The following is a 16,068-nucleotide window of genomic DNA, read 5'->3' as shown; positions in this document are numbered from 1 at the left end:
GAGCGAGTTCAAAAAAGCACAACGCCCCGACCGAGTAAATCGGTCAGGGCGCAGAGGGCTTAACGAGTGCCGAGTTTGCGCAGGTTGCCGGGGGTGAATTCGTCTTCAGTGAAGGCGGTGGCGTTTAGCTTGGCGGGCTTTTGATCGATCAACATCCGGTCAACCAGATACGAACCGGCGATCAGGTCATGGTAGATCCCGAGGCGAGCGTGGTAGCGCTGCAGCTCGTAGGCGTAGATCGAGGTCTGCATGTTGGTGCGCCAAAGCTCGCCGCGGCTGTCGTAGTTGTCGGCCAGGGTCGCGGCCCAGGAATCCTCGTCCAGGTACAACACACGCTTGGCGTATACATGCCGGGCGCCTTCTTTAAGTGTTGCCTGCAAGACCCAGACGCGGTGCTTTTCATAGCGCATGTATTGCGGATCGATGTGGCCGGTGGTGGCCAGAATCTGGTCGGTGGTCACACCTGGTTCGTCGATCTTGTAGTTGTGATACGGGATGTAGATTTCTTTCTTGCCGACGATGGTCCAGTTGTAGCGATCCGGCGCACCGTTGAACAAACGGTCTTCGTCATACACCCGGAAGCCGCCGGCGCCGCTCGGTGAGTCATAGCCTACGGTTGGCGCGCGACGTACCCGACGTTGCCCCGGGCTGTACTGCCAGGCCTGGCGAGGGGAGGCGGTCGGGTTGATGAACTCGTGACCGACGACAATCTCGCCTTTCTTGCGCACCGGCTCCAGGGTGGTGATCAGGAAGTTGGTGAGAATGCCGTTGGCGCTCTCCAGGGTTTTATCCGGGCTGGACCAGATCGAGAAGATCTTGTAATTGACCTCTTCGAGCACACGTTCCTTGTTGGAGTACACCACGGCCTGACCGTAGTTGGCCTCTTCGGTGTTGGCGCGTCCGGCCAGCGTATGGTTGAACATCAACTCGCTACCGTTCTTTGGAATCGGGAACGGCGAGGCGCCCCAGGCGTTTTGCGTGTCGTTGTTGTCGTTGGCCAGTTCGGCACTGACCGCGTTTTTCTTGACCAGGTCTTCCAGGCGCTGATCGAAACGGAAGTCGCGATGGCTCGGGTACACCGGAATGTTGAAGGTCGCGGGGTAGCGTTTAAGCAACGCTTTTTGGCCATCGGTAAGATTGTCGGCGTACTTGTCCATGTTCTGCGCGTTGATCACGAACAGCGGCTTTTCCGCCGCGTACGGGTCCGGGTACGGCGTGCCGGGGCCAGCGTATTTGAGCTGCGGCGGCAGGCCGCGCCATTTGCCGGTCCAGGCCGGGATGCTGCCGTCGGCGTTGCCCGCTTTCTCGGCACCCATCGGGGTCAGGTCCTGACCCAGGCGTGCGGCTTCTTCATTGCTGATTTTGGCCTGAACCAGGCCGCTGCTTAGCAGGCTGACGGCCAACGCCGTGCCCAACAATGTGTGGGTAAATCTAGACATGCTGTGCTCCTCCATCAGGGGATTCAGAACCGGTATTTGAAGTTGAGCGCGACGTTGTCGCGGTCGGCCAACGGGGCGTTGTTGGCGTTGCCCAGGTAGGCGTTGTAACGGGCCTCGACGGTGAAGTTGCCCAGATAGCGCCACGAGCTGCCGATGCTCGCGCGGTCGTCGCCCTGGCCTGAGTTGATCGAGCCCACCAGTGCGCTGTCATGCTGGGCTGCGGTGCTGTAGGTGACGGGCACCGACATGTCCCAGCCGCTGAACACGTTGTTGTAATCGAAGTTCGCCTGCACCGTGTAACCGAAGGCGTCGCGGTCATAGACCAGACTGTCGGTGCCCGGCTGCGAGAATCCAGGGGCGAATGTCACAGGTTCCGACTTGTCGTTGCTGAGCACGGTGTTGTAGACCAGCTCACCGGTGAGAGTGGTGTTGTCGGCCCATGAAGTCGGGCCGAGCACGTAGATCATCGACGTCTGCGCCTGCATGGTTTTGCCGCGCACTGGGCTTGAGAAACCGTTGTCGACCATCACTGGCTGACCGTCGCGGTAGCTGACTTCACCGGCCCAGCTCACGCTGCCCAGCACCGTGGAGAAACTCGCGCCGAACAGGTCGATGTTGTCGAAGTAGCGCACACGGTAGTGCCCCAGGTCGGTCTGGAAATCCAGCGACGGGGTCTTGTCGTGGTAGCGCGAGTAGTAGAGGCCGAACTCGGTGTTGTTCAGCGACTCTGCCGCATAGGTCAGGGCCACACCGTATTGGCCGCTGTCACTCGGCTTGTCGTCACCCAGACGCGTCAGGAAACCGGTGGCGTCGTTGAAGCCACCCTCGTCGATGAAGTCGGTGGTGGAAAAGTAGCTACCCACGCCGAACAGCTCGGTCTTTTCCCATTTGTATTGGTAGTAGGCCTGCAGGTCGAGGCTGTCGGTCAGGCTGAACTGGGTAAACAATTGGCCGACGGGCAGCAGGATTTCCTTGACCTCAACCCCCGGAGTGGTCGACTTGGTCGCATCCACGGGGCTCTGGGCGGCGGAAATGCCGGGGTAGAACAGACTTTCACCCCAGCTCACCACCTGATTGCCGAGCCGTGCGTTGAAGTTGTGGCCACCGATGTCCCAAGTGCCATACGCGTAGTAATCGAGCATGCGCAGTTCATTGCGGTGTTGATCGATGGTGTCCTGGGAGAACCGGTCGGGACGGTTGCAATGACCGCCGGCGAAGCAGTTCGAGGTACCTGTGTCGTTGTCGTTGCCCTGATCGTAAACGTTGTCGTAGAAGCCCGTCCCACGCAGGAACACGCCGTAGTCCTCACGCCATTTGATGTTGGCCTCGGTGAGAAAACCGCTGCGGTTGTTGATCAGGCTGCCTTTGTCGAACGCGTTGTCGCCATCGTTGCCGTTGGCATTGGCCGTCAGCTTGTGATCGCGAGACTCGGTCCGCCAGGCCAGGCTGTAAGTCAGTGTGGTATCCCAGTCGACGCTCAAATCCTCGTTCGGCTGGAAACTCATGGCGCTGGCTTGGCTGCCCAGTCCACCAGCCAGCAAGAGCATGGCCAGCTGTACGCGAGGGTGCAGCGATTGTGGGGCGATTATTGTTTTTATCATGTCGTCCTCATGCCCAGGTCAGACCTGCCCGACCTGCATTTCAGGGGGGTGATTGGTGCTGTGGGCGACTATGGAGTCAGCTTTGGGGCGCAACATCGTCCAAGCGGACTAAGCGATTTGCACAGGGCTGGCAACGCCGGATCCTTGTAGGAGCTGTCGAGTGCAACGAGGCTGCGATCTTTTGATCTGGCCTTTTAAAAGATCGCAGCCTCGTTGCACTCGACAGCTCCTACAGGGGATCAGGGGGCTGCAGTCTGCGCTTAGTCCCATCGGACGATGACCGTTCAGGGCACGCGGCGAACAATCCCGAGACCGACTGCACCGGGCGAAGATCTGGCGGCGGCGGTTTTTGCCTGATGGGCGCTGAGCAAGGGTGATCGCATGAAAACTGCCGGGATCAAATGGGATGAGTGCTGCGATGTACTGGTGATTGGCTCCGGAGCGGGGGGAATGACTGCGGCGCTGCGTGCCCACGATCTGGGGCTCAATGCGCTATTGATCGAGAAGAGCGCCGAATACGGCGGCACCTCGGCGGTGTCCGGCGGCGGCATCTGGATACCGGACAACCACCGGATCAAAGCCCTGGGCGGCAGTGATTCAGCGGAAGAAGCGATCGCCTACATCCGTGCGGTGACCCATGGGGAGATCGATGACGGGCGTATCGAAGCCTATGTCGAACACGGCCGCGAGATGGTCGAATACCTTGAGCAACAGACCCGCGTGCGTTTCGAGGCGCAGCCTCGCTATGCCGATTACTACCCGGAAGTTGAAGGCGGAAAACCTGGCTATCGCTCCATGGACCCGCAACCGTTTGACGCCGCCGAACTGGGTGAAGAGTTTCTGCGCATGCGTGCGCCATCCCCCGGAACCCTGATGATGGGACGCATGGCGATGACCATGAAAGAGGCACAGGTGCTGCTGTGCCGTGGCCCTGGCTGGTTGCGACTGACGCTGCGGGTGATGTGGCGTTACTGGCGTGACCGCGAGGGGCGACGGTTGTCACGCCGCGACCGCTTCCTGACCCTTGGCAATGCCTTGATCGGCGCCTTGCGCTGTTCGTTGCAGGATCGCGGCAAGTCCCTTTGGCTGAACTGTGCACTGGAAGAACTGCTGCTCGTTGGTGATCGGGTTGGCGGCGCTCGCGTCTGTCGCGACGGGCAGTTACTCAACGTCAAGGCACGCTACGGCGTGATCATTGCAGCCGGTGGTTTCGAGCGTAATCAGGCGATGCGTACGCAGTATCTGCCACAGCCGACCCAGGCCAACTGGAGTGCCACACCGCCGCACAATACCGGTGACGGCATTCGCGCCGGCCAGGCCATCGGTGCTCGCACTGCGCTGATGGACCATAGCTGGTGGGCGCCGACCACCCACGTCCAGGGCGAAGAAAAGCAGCGAGCACTGTTCGTCGAGCGGACCTTGCCGGGCTGCGTGCTGGTCAACTCTGCCGGCGAGCGCTTCGTCAACGAAGCCGCGCCCTATACCGATATCGTTTACGCGATGTACGCCAACAATCGCGAAGGCGCGGTGAGTGTGCCGTGCTGGATGGTGTTCGACGCCGAATTCCGCCGCAAGTACCCCTGCGGCGCGTTACTACCAGGTTACGCCCAGCGCGATTGGCAGCTGCCCGAGCATCTGCGCGAGTACTTTTACAAGGCTGCGAGTTTGCAGGCGCTGGCAGAAAAAATCGGCGTCGACGGTGCCGGTCTGGTCCGTACGGTGCAGCGTTTCAATGGCATGGCTGTGCAGGGTGTCGACGCAGATTTCCATAAAGGTGAATCGCTGTTCGATCGCTACTACGGTGATCCGAATGTGCAGCCCAATCCTTGCCTGGCGCCGTTGCTCAAAGGTCCGTTCTACGCCGTGCGCATTGATGCCGGGGATATCGGCACCAAGGGTGGTTTGCTGACCGATGTTCACGCCCGCGTGTTGCATGAGGACGGGCAACCCATCAACGGTTTGTATGCCATCGGCAACAGCGCCGCTTCGATGATGGGGCGCACGTACCCGGGTGCCGGTTCGACCATCGGCCCGGCAATGACCTTCGGTTACGTGGCGGCCAATCACATCAAGTGTCAGAGCGAGACCAGCTCGGCCAAAAGCCTGTTCAGGAGCGTCGAATGAATCAGCCACTTAAACAAGTTGCCGTCGTGACGGGCGCCAGTCGTGGGGTCGGTCAGGGCATCGCCCTGGCCCTTGGCGCAGCGGGCATGACGGTGTTCGTCACCGGACGCGCGCCGGAGCACGGGGGGTCGAACTTATACGGCCATGCGTTGCGCGGCTCGCTGGAAGACACCGCGGTTGCGATTACCGCTGCCGGTGGACGTGGCATTGCGGTGGTCTGCGATCATGCAGATGACACCCAGGTTCAGGCACTGTTCGCTCGCGTTGAAAGCGAATGCGGTCAACTGGATTTGCTGGTGAACAATGCCGCGTTCATTCATGACCAGTTGATTGAACCGGGACCTTTCTGGGAGAAACCGCTGGACCTGGTGCGGATCCTCGACGTGGGTCTGCGTTCGGCTTATATCGCCAGTTATCACGCCGCGCCGTTGTTGCTGCGCAGCGGTCGAGGGCTGATCTGTTTTACCTCGTCATTCGGTGCCGGGTGTTACATGCATGGCCCTGCGTACGGCGCGCAAAAAGCGGGTTGCGACAAGTTGGCGGCCGACATGGCCATCGACTTCGAGGGGCGAGGCGTGGCGGCATTATCGCTATGGCTCGGCCCACAACTGACCGAACGCACCCGGATAGCCGGCGAGCAACATGGCGAGCAATACAAGGCCTTTCTGGCAGATGCCGAAACCCCGCAATTCAATGGCCGGGTGATTCACGCATTGCTCAATGACCCGCAGTTGATGACGTTCTCCGGGCAGACATTAATCACCGCCGAAATAGCCGCCGGTTACGGCATCAGCGAAGCCGGCGGCCGCCAGCCACCTTCCCACCGCGCCATGCTCGGCGACCCGCGCCAGCAGCATCCGGCACGGGTGGTCTGAATCTGTATCAGGCAGGTAAAACACAGGATCAAGGTCAAAAGATCGCAGCCTTCGGCAGCTCCTACAGGGGAACGCAATCCCATGTAGGAGCTGCCGAAGGCTGCGATCTTTTGCAGGCACCAAGGGTTAACTGACTGCCTGCAAAGCCCACTCGCGCAACACATTCTTGGTCACTTTGCCCGCCGCGTTGAGCGGCATGCTCTCAAGCACCCGCACCCGGCGCGGGACTTTGTAGTTGGCCATCTGCTCGCGGCACCAGGCGAGGAATCGGGCCTGCTCGATCTCTATGCCCGGCGCCGGCAGCAGGAAGGCCATCGCCACTTCACCAAGACGTTCATCGGGGATGCCGATCACCGCGACCTGGGCCACGCCTGGGTAGGTCAGCAAACAGTGTTCGATCTCCGCCGGGTACACATTGAAACCTCCAGTGATGAACATGTCCTTGAGGCGGTCAGTGATGCGCAGGTAACCCTGTTCGTCGAGCACGCCGATGTCCCCGGTGTGCAGCCAGCCGTCGGCATCGAGGACTTCCTGGCTGGCCTGCGGATCATTGAAATAACCCTGCATCAGGTTGTAGCCGCGCACCTGAACCTCGCCGGGGACGTTGGCCGGTTGGCTGCGGCCCGTGTTGCCAACGCAGCGGATTTCCACACCAGGCATGGCCCGGCCGCTAGTGTTGGCCACCAATTCCGGCGAATCACCAGGACGGCAGATCGTCGCAAAACCGCAGACTTCGGTAAGACCGTAGGCGGTGACGATGGTGGCAAACCCCAGTTCGTCACGCATGCGCCGGATCATCTCCACCGGAATCGCCGCGGCACCGGTCACCGCTACCCGCAATGACGTCAGGTCAAATTCGCTGCGTTGCGGATGGGCAAGCAATGACTGATAGAGCGTCGGCGGGCCGGGTAGCACGGTGATCCGTTCGCGCTCGACGCATTCAAGCACCGCCTGCACATCGAACACCTGCTGCGGCACGATGGTGCAGCCGCGCATCAGCGCCGCCAGCCAACCGGCCTTGTAACCGAAGGAATGGAAGAACGGATTGACGATCAGGTAGCGATCGCCCTCACGCAAACCCACCACCTCGCTCCAGTCGCGTATCACCCGCAGGTTTTGTCCATGGTTGGTCATCACGCCTTTGGGCTTGCCGGTGGTGCCCGAAGTGAACAGCAGGTCGGACAGCGCTTGTGGGCCAACGCTGCGTTCGCGGGTTTGCAGCGCCAATTGCGACACGTCGGCCGCCAGATCGAGAAAATCTTGCCACCCCAGCGTGCTTGACCCGCCGCTGCGCAAGGTGACGATCTGGCGCAGCGCCGGCAGCTCTTCAGACGCCAGCATGCGCGGGTAATTGGCACCCAGAAATTCACCGATGGCAAACAGCATGCAGGCACCGCTTTCGCGAAGGATGTAACCAGCCTCGCTGCCCTTCATGCGGGTGTTGAGGGGCACCAGTGCAGCGCCGACACTTTGTAGCGCGCCAGCGGCCACGATCCATTCCCACATATTAGGCGCCCAGATCGCCACCCGATCCCCGGTTTGAACGTTCAGCGCCAGTAACGCACGAGCCGCTTGGCGGCGCAGTTGGTCGAGTTCTCGGTAGCTGATCGAGCGCCCGTCATCCTCGATGGCCGGGCGGTCGCCGTAGGCCTGGGCAGCGTTGGCGAACAGTTGGGCGATGGTCAGTGCGTGTGCGACAGGCGGCATGGGGCCTCCTCGGCTAGAGGACAAGTGCGAAAAGGGAAGAGGCCGGGCAGGGTGCCCGGCCGGATAGAAGTTACGCGGCGGGCGGGGCGAAGCGGCGACCGGCGGAGAAACCACCGTCCACGGCGATCATCTGGCCGCTGACAAAGGACGCTTCGTCTGAAGCCAGGAACAGCGCGACGTTGGCCACTTCTTCCGGTTGCCCGGAGCGATTGAGCATGTGCTGCGAGGCGAAGAACGCATGGAAGGCTTCCTGCTCGCGGACCATGCTGGTCATCGGCGTTTCGATCAGGCCGGGGCACAAGCCGTTGACGCGGATATTGGCGTAGCCGTAATCAATGGCCATCGAGCGGGTCAGCTGGTTGATGCCGCCCTTGGAGACGTTATAAGCAACGTTGCCGTCGCAGCCTTGCAGGCCGAAGATCGAGCCGACATTGATGATCGAACCGCTGCGTCGGGACACCATCGATTCCAGCGCGTATTTGCTGGTGAGCATGCTGCCCGTCAGGTTGATGTCCATCACCCGTTGCCAGTTGGCGGTGGTGGTCTGGGTCACGCTGCCCTGGTCGGCGACGCCGGCCGCGTTGACCAGTACGTCGATGCGCCCGAAGTGGCCGATGACTTCTTGCATGACCTGTTGGACCTGCGCTTCATCGCGCACATCGAGGGTCATGAACAGGCCAGGGAAATCCGCCGGTGCGGTGCCGATGTCCAGCCCCACCACTTGCGCGCCTTCAGCGGCGAAGCGGCGCACACAGGCCAGACCGATCCCTGAAGCGCCGCCGGTAACCACCGCGACCTTGTTCTGCAAACGAGCCATAACTGCACCTCTTTTATTGTTGTGGGCTAATGCTGTGGCCGAGTCTAACCGCAGACCCGGCCAAGGTGATCGTCCGTTGAGACTATGGCTGACGGACGTTCAATCCGGGAATTTCAACCGTACCCGGGCGCCGGTTGGACGGCTCTGGCAGGCCAGCGTCCAGCCTTCGGCCAATTCTTTGGGGCTGAGCACATCGTTGCGTGCCAGCTGGATCTCACCTTCCTGGACGACGCACATGCAGGCCCCGCAAAAACCTTCTTCGCAAGAAGAGGGCACGTCCAGGCCTGCCGCTTTGCAGCTTTGCAGCAGGGTGTCGCCGGGTCGGCAGGCAATCTCGTGCGGTTGACCATCGAGCTCGACAATCAGCGCCTCGCACTGCGATCCGAGGGCCGCGGCCCGAGCCAGGGTTTCTTCCGCGAGTAGTACGTCGGGATCCGGAGGCGAGACAAAGCGCTCGACATGGATACGTTCGGCGGCTTCGCCCAGACCCAGCAACGTCCGCTCCACGGTGTCCATGAACGGCCCCGGTCCGCAGATAAAGTAGTCACCGCCAGCCGAACCGCGCAGCAGATGACGCACCTGGGCGTCGGTCAGGAAACCCTGAACCGAGTCGAGGACGTGCACCACGTGCAGTTGATCAGGATGCGCCTTGATCAACTGACACAACTCATCCTTGAAAATCACCGAGGCTTCATCACGGTTGGCGTAGATCAACTTGATCGGCCGCTGGCTGCTGCGCAGCGTCGATTTGAGTATGGAAAACACCGGAGTGATGCCCGATCCTCCACCGAACAGCACCAGCGGTCTATCAACCGATTGCTCCTCGTTCAGGCAGAAATGCCCCGCCGGCGGCAACACCTCCAGCCAGTCACCGACCTGTACCTCGTTCATCCAGTTCGACACGCGGCCGCCCTCGACCCGTTTGACCGTGACCTTGGGCAGCGCATCCGACAGCGGCGAGCTGGCCATGGAGTAACAGCGGGTCAACAGTTTGCCGGCGCAAGGCACGCGAAAACTCAGGAACTGGCCCGGTTTGTAACGAAAACGCTCACGCAGTGGCGGCGGTATATCCAGCACCAGCGAGCGCGCGTCGACGGTCTCGTCGATCACCGCGCACACTTGCAATGAGTAGCTTTCCGTCGCTGATTCGGCCGGTGTCAGGTTCTGCTGTTGCGTGCCCATGTTCACCTCGGCCTCAGAGCCCGCTGATCAATTGGGCGTTGTCGACGCGGATCTCGGCACCGTTGACGAAACGTGACTCGTCAGTGGCGAGGAACAGCACCACATTGGCAATGTCCCCAGGGGCGCACATGCGGTTCATCGGGTCTTGGTCGAGGGCTTCCTGAGGGATCGGTTGGCCGCCGGTCAAGGCCTGGGTCATCGGCGTGTTGACTCCATCCGGGTGCACGCTGTTGCAGCGAATGCGGTAGCCCTGTTGCTTGCAGTGCAAGGCAATCGAGCGAGTCATTGCCGCCACTGCGCCCTTGGAGGCCGAGTAGGCACAGAACATCGGCATCGCGCCCAGCGCCGCCACCGACGACATATTGATGATCGAGCCGCCGCCGGTTTCCTTCATGGCCTGGATCGCGTATTTGCAGCCGAGAAAGTAACCGTCTCCATTGATTTTCTGCACCTTCTGCCACAGTTCAAGCGTGGTGTCTTCGATGCTGCCCAAGGCCAGAATCGCAGCGTTGTTGACCAGCACGTCGAGGCGCCCAAAGTGTTCCAGGGTGGTTTTGATCACCTGTTGCCAGTCGCTTTCGCTGGCAATGTCGTGGCGAATGAACAGCGCATTGCTGCCGATTTCTGCGGCGACCTGGCGTCCGGCTTCTTCGTTGAGATCGGTCAGCACGACCTTGGCGCCTTCACGGGCCAGCAGCAGGGCGTCTTCGCGACCGATGCCGCTGGCGGCGCCGGTGATGATGCAGACTTTGCCTTCTACACGTTGCATTGTTGTTCTCCTGAGCGTGTGGTTTGAAGTGCGACTTGATCGGCCAGATGGGCAGCGGCCCGGCGACCGGAATAGATGCAATCGGCCAGCGACAGGCCGGAGACATAAAGGTTGGAAGCGACCCCGACGGCATTGCGGCCGGCGCTGTAAAGACCCCGGATCGGCTGACCGGCGTGGTCCAGCACCTGACCGCTGAGCTCGCAGACTTTCAGCCCGCCAAGAGTGATGACCGGGCAGGGAAACAGGCGACTGGCGAAGGACAGATCGAGGGCGTACCACGGCCCCTGGTCCATGTCGGCGAGCATGGCTTGCGACTTGCCGAACGTATCAACGACTTCGCCACGCGCGGCGCGGCTATAGGTTTCCACGCTCTGTCGCAGGGCCTCGACGGGCAATCCGCAACGCTTGGCCAGCTTCGTCAAGCTGTTGCTGCGCCGGGCGTTGAACAGCAAATTGAGCAGCACCGGCAGGCGCTGGAATTGCCAGACCTTGCCCGGTCCGACCTGACGCAACGCTTCGCGCACCAGCGCCCGGTTGAGAATCAGAATCGCGCGGCCGTCCTGCTCTTCGACCATCGCGTGGCCGAGGGTCGCACCGTAGATTTCTTCGTTGGCGTAACGCTGACCCCGAGCATTGACGATCAGCCCTCGGGCCCAGGCCAGTGGTGGATTGATAAAACGCCAGGCGCTGACCTTGTCCATCCGCGCCACGCAGCCACCGGCACTCTGGCCCAGGGCGATTCCGCTGCCGTTACAGCCGGTGGTCCCCAGCGGCAAACCGGCCAGATACTGCGGCGCATGCTGGCGGACCCACCCGCGATTGAAGATAAAACCGCCGCTGCTCAGCAACACACCCTGTTCGGCGCGAATCAGCTGGCGTTCGGCACTGGTTTGTTCGATGCGTTGCAAGCGAGCGCGCAAACGGTCGGCCAATGTAGGGGCGTACATGTGGATGGCGCTGGCCCAGCGCGAAAGCCGGGCATGTTGACGGGCTGCGCGACTACCGGGCGGCAGGTGCCAGGCTTCGACCCCCAACACGTGATCGCTGGTGTCGAGCACCAGCCGCCGCACTTCGCACTGGCTGCGCAGGCGCGCACCGTGACGCAAGGCGCTGGCCTTGAGCGGGGCGAACAGGCTGGCGCCGGACATGCCGGGGCCTTTGGTGCGGTGACCGCGAGGTGCCGGTTTGGCAATGGCGGCATAGGCTGGCACGGCTTCGTTGCCGGAGTAATAAAGGTAGTACTGATCGCTCGGGTAAGAAGTTTTATGCGGCGGCACGCTGGATTCGAACGCGACACCCTGACGCTCAAGCCACGCCAGTTGTTCACAACTGCCTTCGCAGAAGTCCCGCAAAGTTTGGCTGCTGACAGCCTCGCCGACTTCCTGGCGCAGGTAGTTGAACATCGCTTCGCTGCTGTCTTCATAGCCGGCCTGGCGCTGATACGGCGTGCCGCCACCGGCATACACCACTCCGCCACTGAGCGCGGTGGCGCCGCCACCTTCAAAGCGGTCCAGTGCCAGCACCGCCAATCCGCGACTGGCCGCTTCGATGGCGGCACAGGCGCCGGCGCCGCCAAAACCGACGACCAGTAGATCGCAGCGATCATCCCATTGCAGCTGGTCGGCGCTGCTCACTCGCAACGCCGACAACCCGTTCAGGCTGTCCATTGTTTCAGGCCTCAGCCGGCGACAGCGAAGGAGGGTACGGGTTTCGCGGTGGTGGTGTAGGTGCCGTCGAGGTAGACCAGCGGGGTGATCGCTTCGCTGGTGTGGATTTGCAGGATGCGCCCGATGAAGACGGTGTGGGTGCCGTAGCTGAAGTGGCCGTCCTGCCGGCAGAGGATTGCCGATTGGGCGTCTCCCAGATAGGGAATGCCACCGGCACTGGTCAGCCAGTTGCCTCGGTCGAATCGTGCTTCGCCTTTGATTGCGCCGCTGCACAGGTGTGCCAGGTCTTGTTGTTCGACGCCGAGGATGTTGACGCAGAAGTCTGCGCCGGTCGCCAGTGCGGCATGGGGGGAGGCGGTTTTGTTGATGCAGATGAGTAGCGAGGGTGGTTCGGTACTGAGGGAGTCGACTGCCGTGGCGGCCATGGCGAAGCGCTCGGAGCCGTTACTGGTGCTGATTATGGTGACTGACTTGGCCAGGCGGCGCATGGCCTGGAGCATGTCGGCTTTCAAATTGATGTCGTTCATCGCACTAGCCCTTTCGTTGTGCATGGAGTGCGATGGATTCTTGCTCTGACGCCCCGCCGTAACATCGTCCGAGGGGACTAGGCCTTGGCGGCCTTTGGGCCGACCAGGTTCTTGTTGGTTGAGTACATATCCATTTCTTCGGTGATGGCGGCTGGCGGTTTCGCCCTTACGGCGACTCACTTTTTTTACAAACGCCTAAAAAAAGTAAGCAAAAAAACGCTCGCCCCAAGCGTCCGGCCCCTCGCTTAGGCTCGGCGTTCCTTCGTTCCGGTATCCATCCGGGGACACTGCCCTCCGGTCTGCTTCGCGACGACCTACATGCAGCGTGTTCGACTGCGTCGAACGGCGCTGCGCGCCACTCCCCGGATGAACACCTCCACTCAGCCTCCCGAAGGGGCGGGTGGATCAAGATCACAAGCTGCAGGCGAGCTAACGCTCGGCCTGATGAGTGGTGAGGAGCGAAAGGTGTACGCCGCTTCATTGTGGGAGCTGGCTTGCCTGCGAAGGCGGCCTGTCAGCCGACCAATCTCTTGCAGATGCCCACCAATCCCCTGTGGGAGCGAGCCTGCTCGCGATGGCGGCCTATCACCAACCAGTCTCCCAAGCTTGACTCAACGCCAGCAGGAGTCACCGGAGACCGCAATCTTTCACTCTTCTCCTAAGCACATGGTCCGTTTGAGGGATGCCCACCGCCGCACGCATTGCTTGAATGCCGCTGTGGAGGCGAGCACCACTGGTGCTGCATCCGCCCCGCTGCACGCGCGCCCCGGCGGATGGGGTGAACAGAGGAGAACAATAAAAATGCTCAACCAAGACCTGATTCGCCAGCGTCTGAGCCAACGTGCCCGCGAGCTGGTGCCGATCTTGCGTGAACGCGCCCTGAACGCCGCGCAAGCCGGCCAGCTGCCTGAAGAAACGCTGAAGGATTTCCACGACGCCGGGTTCTTTCGCATCCTTCAGCCGTCTCGCTGGGAAGGCTACGAGCTGGAGCCCAAGGACTTCTTCGAGGTGCAGATGACCCTCGCCGAAGGCTGCATGTCCTCGGCCTGGGTGCTGGGTGTGGTGGCGATCCATAACTGGCAACTGGCGCTGTTCGATGACCGTGCGGCACAGGATGTCTGGGGCGCCGACTCCAGTGTGCTGATCTCTTCTTCCTATATGCCGGTGGGCAAGGTCGAGCGGGTCGAGGGTGGTTTCAAGCTGAGCGGGCGCTGGGGGTTTTCTTCCGGCAGCAAGCATTGCGACTGGGTGTTCCTCGGGGCGTTGGTGCCACCGGAGGAGGCGGGCGGGGCGCCGGATTACCGGACTTTCCTGGTGCCGCGCAGCGACTACCAGGTTCTCGACAACTGGAATGTCATGGGCCTGGAAGCCACCGGCTCCCACGACATCCTGGTGGAGAACGCCTTTGTTCCGGAGTACCGCACTCATCGGGCGTTCGACGGTTTCATGCAGGACAGTCCGGGTAACGCAGTGAACACCGCGCCGCTGTTCCGCCTGCCATTCGGGCAGATTTTTGTGCGGGCGGTGTCGTCCTCGGCCATTGGTGCCCTGCAGGGCGCGGTGGATCAGTTTGTCGAGCACAACCGCGCGCGGGTCGGGGTCAACGACGGTCGCAAAATGGTCCAGGACCCAGCCGCGCAATCCTCGCTGGCCAACGCCATGGTCTGCGTCGACGAGTGCAAAACCGTCCTGCTGCGCAACTTCGCTCTGATGATGCAACGGGCCCAAAGCGCAGAGCCATTGAGCATGCCCGAGCGGGTGAAGATGCGTTACGACTCGGCGCTGGTGGCCGACAAGTGCGCCAAAGCGGTTGCCGACCTGATGTTCAACAGCGGCGCCTCGACCATCTTCCGCAGCCACACGATCAACCGGGCGTTCCGCGACATTCACACCGGCCGAGCCCACGTCGCGAACAACCCGGCCAAGTACGCCTGGAACCTCGGCGGGGTCAGCATGGGCCAGGACAGCAACGACTTTTTTCTCTGACTTTTCGCTTTGAGTCGGCTAGTCCGTTTGCGTGATTCGAGCGCCCCTTTGATGCCCGAGCATGGGCACAAGGCGTAGGTCTCAGGCGCCGACTGCGCATCCAATAAATACAAGGATCAACCATGAAATTTTCACTGATTTACGAAGCCCAGACGGTGGATTCCAGCCGTGAAGGCGACCGCCGGATTTTCGAAGACACCGTCGAGCAGGCTGTGCTGGCCGACAAGCTCGGCTTCGACACCTTCTGGTGCGTGGAGCACACGGCGCTGAGCAACTACTCGCACATGTCCGCGCCGGAAACCATGCTGGCCTTCGTCGCCGGCAAAACCGAACGCATCGGCATCGGCCACGGCGTGGTCTGCCTGCCACCGGCGATGAACCACCCGGTAAAAGTCGCGGAACGCATCGCGACCCTCGACCTGTTGTCCAAAGGCCGGGTGCATTTTGGCGTAGGCAAGGGCGGCACCCAGCAGGAGGCCGGTACCTTCGGTTACGACCTGGCCACGTTGCAGCCGCAGATCGACGAAATGATGTACCTGATCCCGAAAATGTTCGTGCAGGACGAAATCGAACACAACGGCGACTTTGTGCAGATCCCCAAACGACCGATTCATCCCAAGCCTTATCAAGACCCGCACCCGCCGATGTACCTGGCCTGCACCAACACCGAGTCGCTGAAAAACGCCGGCGGTCGCGGCATGGGCGCCCTGGTGCTGGGCTTCGGTGGCCCGGAAGAAATCGCCAAGAAAGTCGAGGTCTACCATGAAGCCTGGGACAATCGCGATGAGAAGAAACAAGTGGGCTTCCGTCCCAACCGGCACATCGCAGCCCTATGCCCGGCCATCGTGTTGGAAAACAACGAAGAGGCGCGCCGCATCGGCATTCGTGGCCAGCGCTACTTCATGGAATCGTTGGGTTACTGGTACGGCGGTGGAGAGCGCCCGGACCCGGAGAAGTGGAAGGACGACACCTTCGTCGATGGCAACGGCCAGAGCGTGATCAAGTCGCGCTTCGCCTCGGAAGAAGTCAGCGTCGATTTCTCCGACCCGACCATGGCGATGATGAACCCCAACCACGCCTACGGCACCGTCGAGGATTGCATCGGTTACGTGCAACGGTTGATCGATGCGGGTGCCGACGAAATCCTGTTCATCTGCCAGATGGGCACCGTGCCGCAATGGGCGCAACTGGAGACCTTGCGCAACATTGGCGAGAAAGTGATCCCGCATTTCCGTAAGGGCTGAGACCCGACACAAAAGGCGTGAACACCACGCGCCCCCTGTGGGAGCGAGCTTGCTCGCGATAGCGCTCTTCCATTCAACATCAATGTTGACTGGTATGGCCCTATCGCGAGCAAGCTCGCTCCCACAGTTT

General features: G+C 61.5%; 12 protein-coding genes. 4 read left to right on the top strand and 8 right to left on the bottom strand.

Features of this window, described 5'->3' with window-relative positions; all coding sequences use genetic code 11:
- Nucleotides 1–59 precede the first annotated feature (59 nt).
- A complete protein-coding gene (locus ACA059_RS20545; protein ID WP_497630774.1) occupies nt 60–1,439 on the bottom strand; it encodes a DUF1329 domain-containing protein in 1,380 nt (459 codons plus the stop codon).
- A 23-nt stretch (nt 1,440–1,462) separates the two neighbouring features.
- The gene (locus ACA059_RS20540; protein WP_497630773.1) at nt 1,463–3,040 is read right to left on the bottom strand and encodes a DUF1302 domain-containing protein; all 1,578 of its coding nucleotides are present in this window, start codon (nt 3,038–3,040) and stop codon (nt 1,463–1,465) included.
- A gap of 381 nt (nt 3,041–3,421) precedes the next feature.
- Here ACA059_RS20540 and ACA059_RS20535 point away from each other — a divergent pair, with 381 nt between their 5' ends.
- Both ACA059_RS20535 and ACA059_RS20530 read left to right on the top strand, forming a co-directional pair.
- Nucleotides 3,422–5,164: an FAD-dependent oxidoreductase gene (locus tag ACA059_RS20535; protein ID WP_497630772.1), complete on the top strand. Its 1,743-nt coding sequence runs from the start codon at nt 3,422–3,424 to the stop codon at nt 5,162–5,164.
- On the top strand, nt 5,161–6,039 hold the full coding sequence (locus ACA059_RS20530) for an SDR family NAD(P)-dependent oxidoreductase (protein ID WP_497630771.1): 879 nt from the start codon (nt 5,161–5,163) through the stop codon (nt 6,037–6,039). Before ACA059_RS20535 ends, ACA059_RS20530 begins: the two co-directional genes overlap by 4 nt.
- 126 nt (nt 6,040–6,165) lie before the next feature.
- Here ACA059_RS20530 and ACA059_RS20525 read toward each other — a convergent pair whose 3' ends face one another.
- The 6 genes from ACA059_RS20525 to ACA059_RS20500 form a co-directional block, all read right to left on the bottom strand.
- Nucleotides 6,166–7,746 (bottom strand): FadD3 family acyl-CoA ligase, encoded by a 1,581-nt coding sequence (locus ACA059_RS20525; protein ID WP_497630770.1) that lies wholly within the window; start codon nt 7,744–7,746, stop codon nt 6,166–6,168.
- A 70-nt stretch (nt 7,747–7,816) separates the two neighbouring features.
- Nucleotides 7,817–8,563: an SDR family NAD(P)-dependent oxidoreductase gene (locus ACA059_RS20520; protein ID WP_497630769.1), complete on the bottom strand. Its 747-nt coding sequence runs from the start codon at nt 8,561–8,563 to the stop codon at nt 7,817–7,819.
- A gap of 99 nt (nt 8,564–8,662) precedes the next feature.
- The gene (locus ACA059_RS20515; protein ID WP_497630768.1) at nt 8,663–9,745 is read right to left on the bottom strand and encodes a 2Fe-2S iron-sulfur cluster-binding protein; all 1,083 of its coding nucleotides are present in this window, start codon (nt 9,743–9,745) and stop codon (nt 8,663–8,665) included.
- A 13-nt stretch (nt 9,746–9,758) separates the two neighbouring features.
- Nucleotides 9,759–10,514 carry a glucose 1-dehydrogenase gene (locus tag ACA059_RS20510; RefSeq protein ID WP_497630767.1) on the bottom strand — a complete coding sequence of 252 codons (756 nt, stop codon included), beginning with the start codon at nt 10,512–10,514 and terminating at the stop codon, nt 9,759–9,761.
- Nucleotides 10,502–12,181: an FAD-binding protein gene (locus ACA059_RS20505; protein WP_497630766.1), complete on the bottom strand. Its 1,680-nt coding sequence runs from the start codon at nt 12,179–12,181 to the stop codon at nt 10,502–10,504. The genes ACA059_RS20510 and ACA059_RS20505 overlap by 13 nt, the downstream gene beginning before the upstream one ends.
- 11 nt (nt 12,182–12,192) lie before the next feature.
- Entirely contained in the window at nt 12,193–12,708 is a 516-nt protein-coding gene (locus ACA059_RS20500) for a flavin reductase family protein (protein WP_046049829.1), read from the bottom strand.
- Nucleotides 12,709–13,509: 801 nt separating this feature from the next.
- Between ACA059_RS20500 and ACA059_RS20495 the strand changes: the two genes are divergently transcribed.
- Nucleotides 13,510–14,694 carry an acyl-CoA dehydrogenase family protein gene (locus ACA059_RS20495; RefSeq protein ID WP_497630765.1) on the top strand — a complete coding sequence of 395 codons (1,185 nt, stop codon included), beginning with the start codon at nt 13,510–13,512 and terminating at the stop codon, nt 14,692–14,694.
- 122 nt (nt 14,695–14,816) lie between these two features.
- Nucleotides 14,817–15,938: an LLM class flavin-dependent oxidoreductase gene (locus ACA059_RS20490; protein WP_497630764.1), complete on the top strand. Its 1,122-nt coding sequence runs from the start codon at nt 14,817–14,819 to the stop codon at nt 15,936–15,938.
- The last annotated feature ends 130 nt before the right edge of the window (nt 15,939–16,068 follow it).

The organism is Pseudomonas sp. LBUM1647 (genome assembly GCF_059716175.1).
The sequence above is the reverse complement of the archived record's forward strand: the minus strand, read 5'-3'. Positions and strand labels throughout refer to the sequence as shown.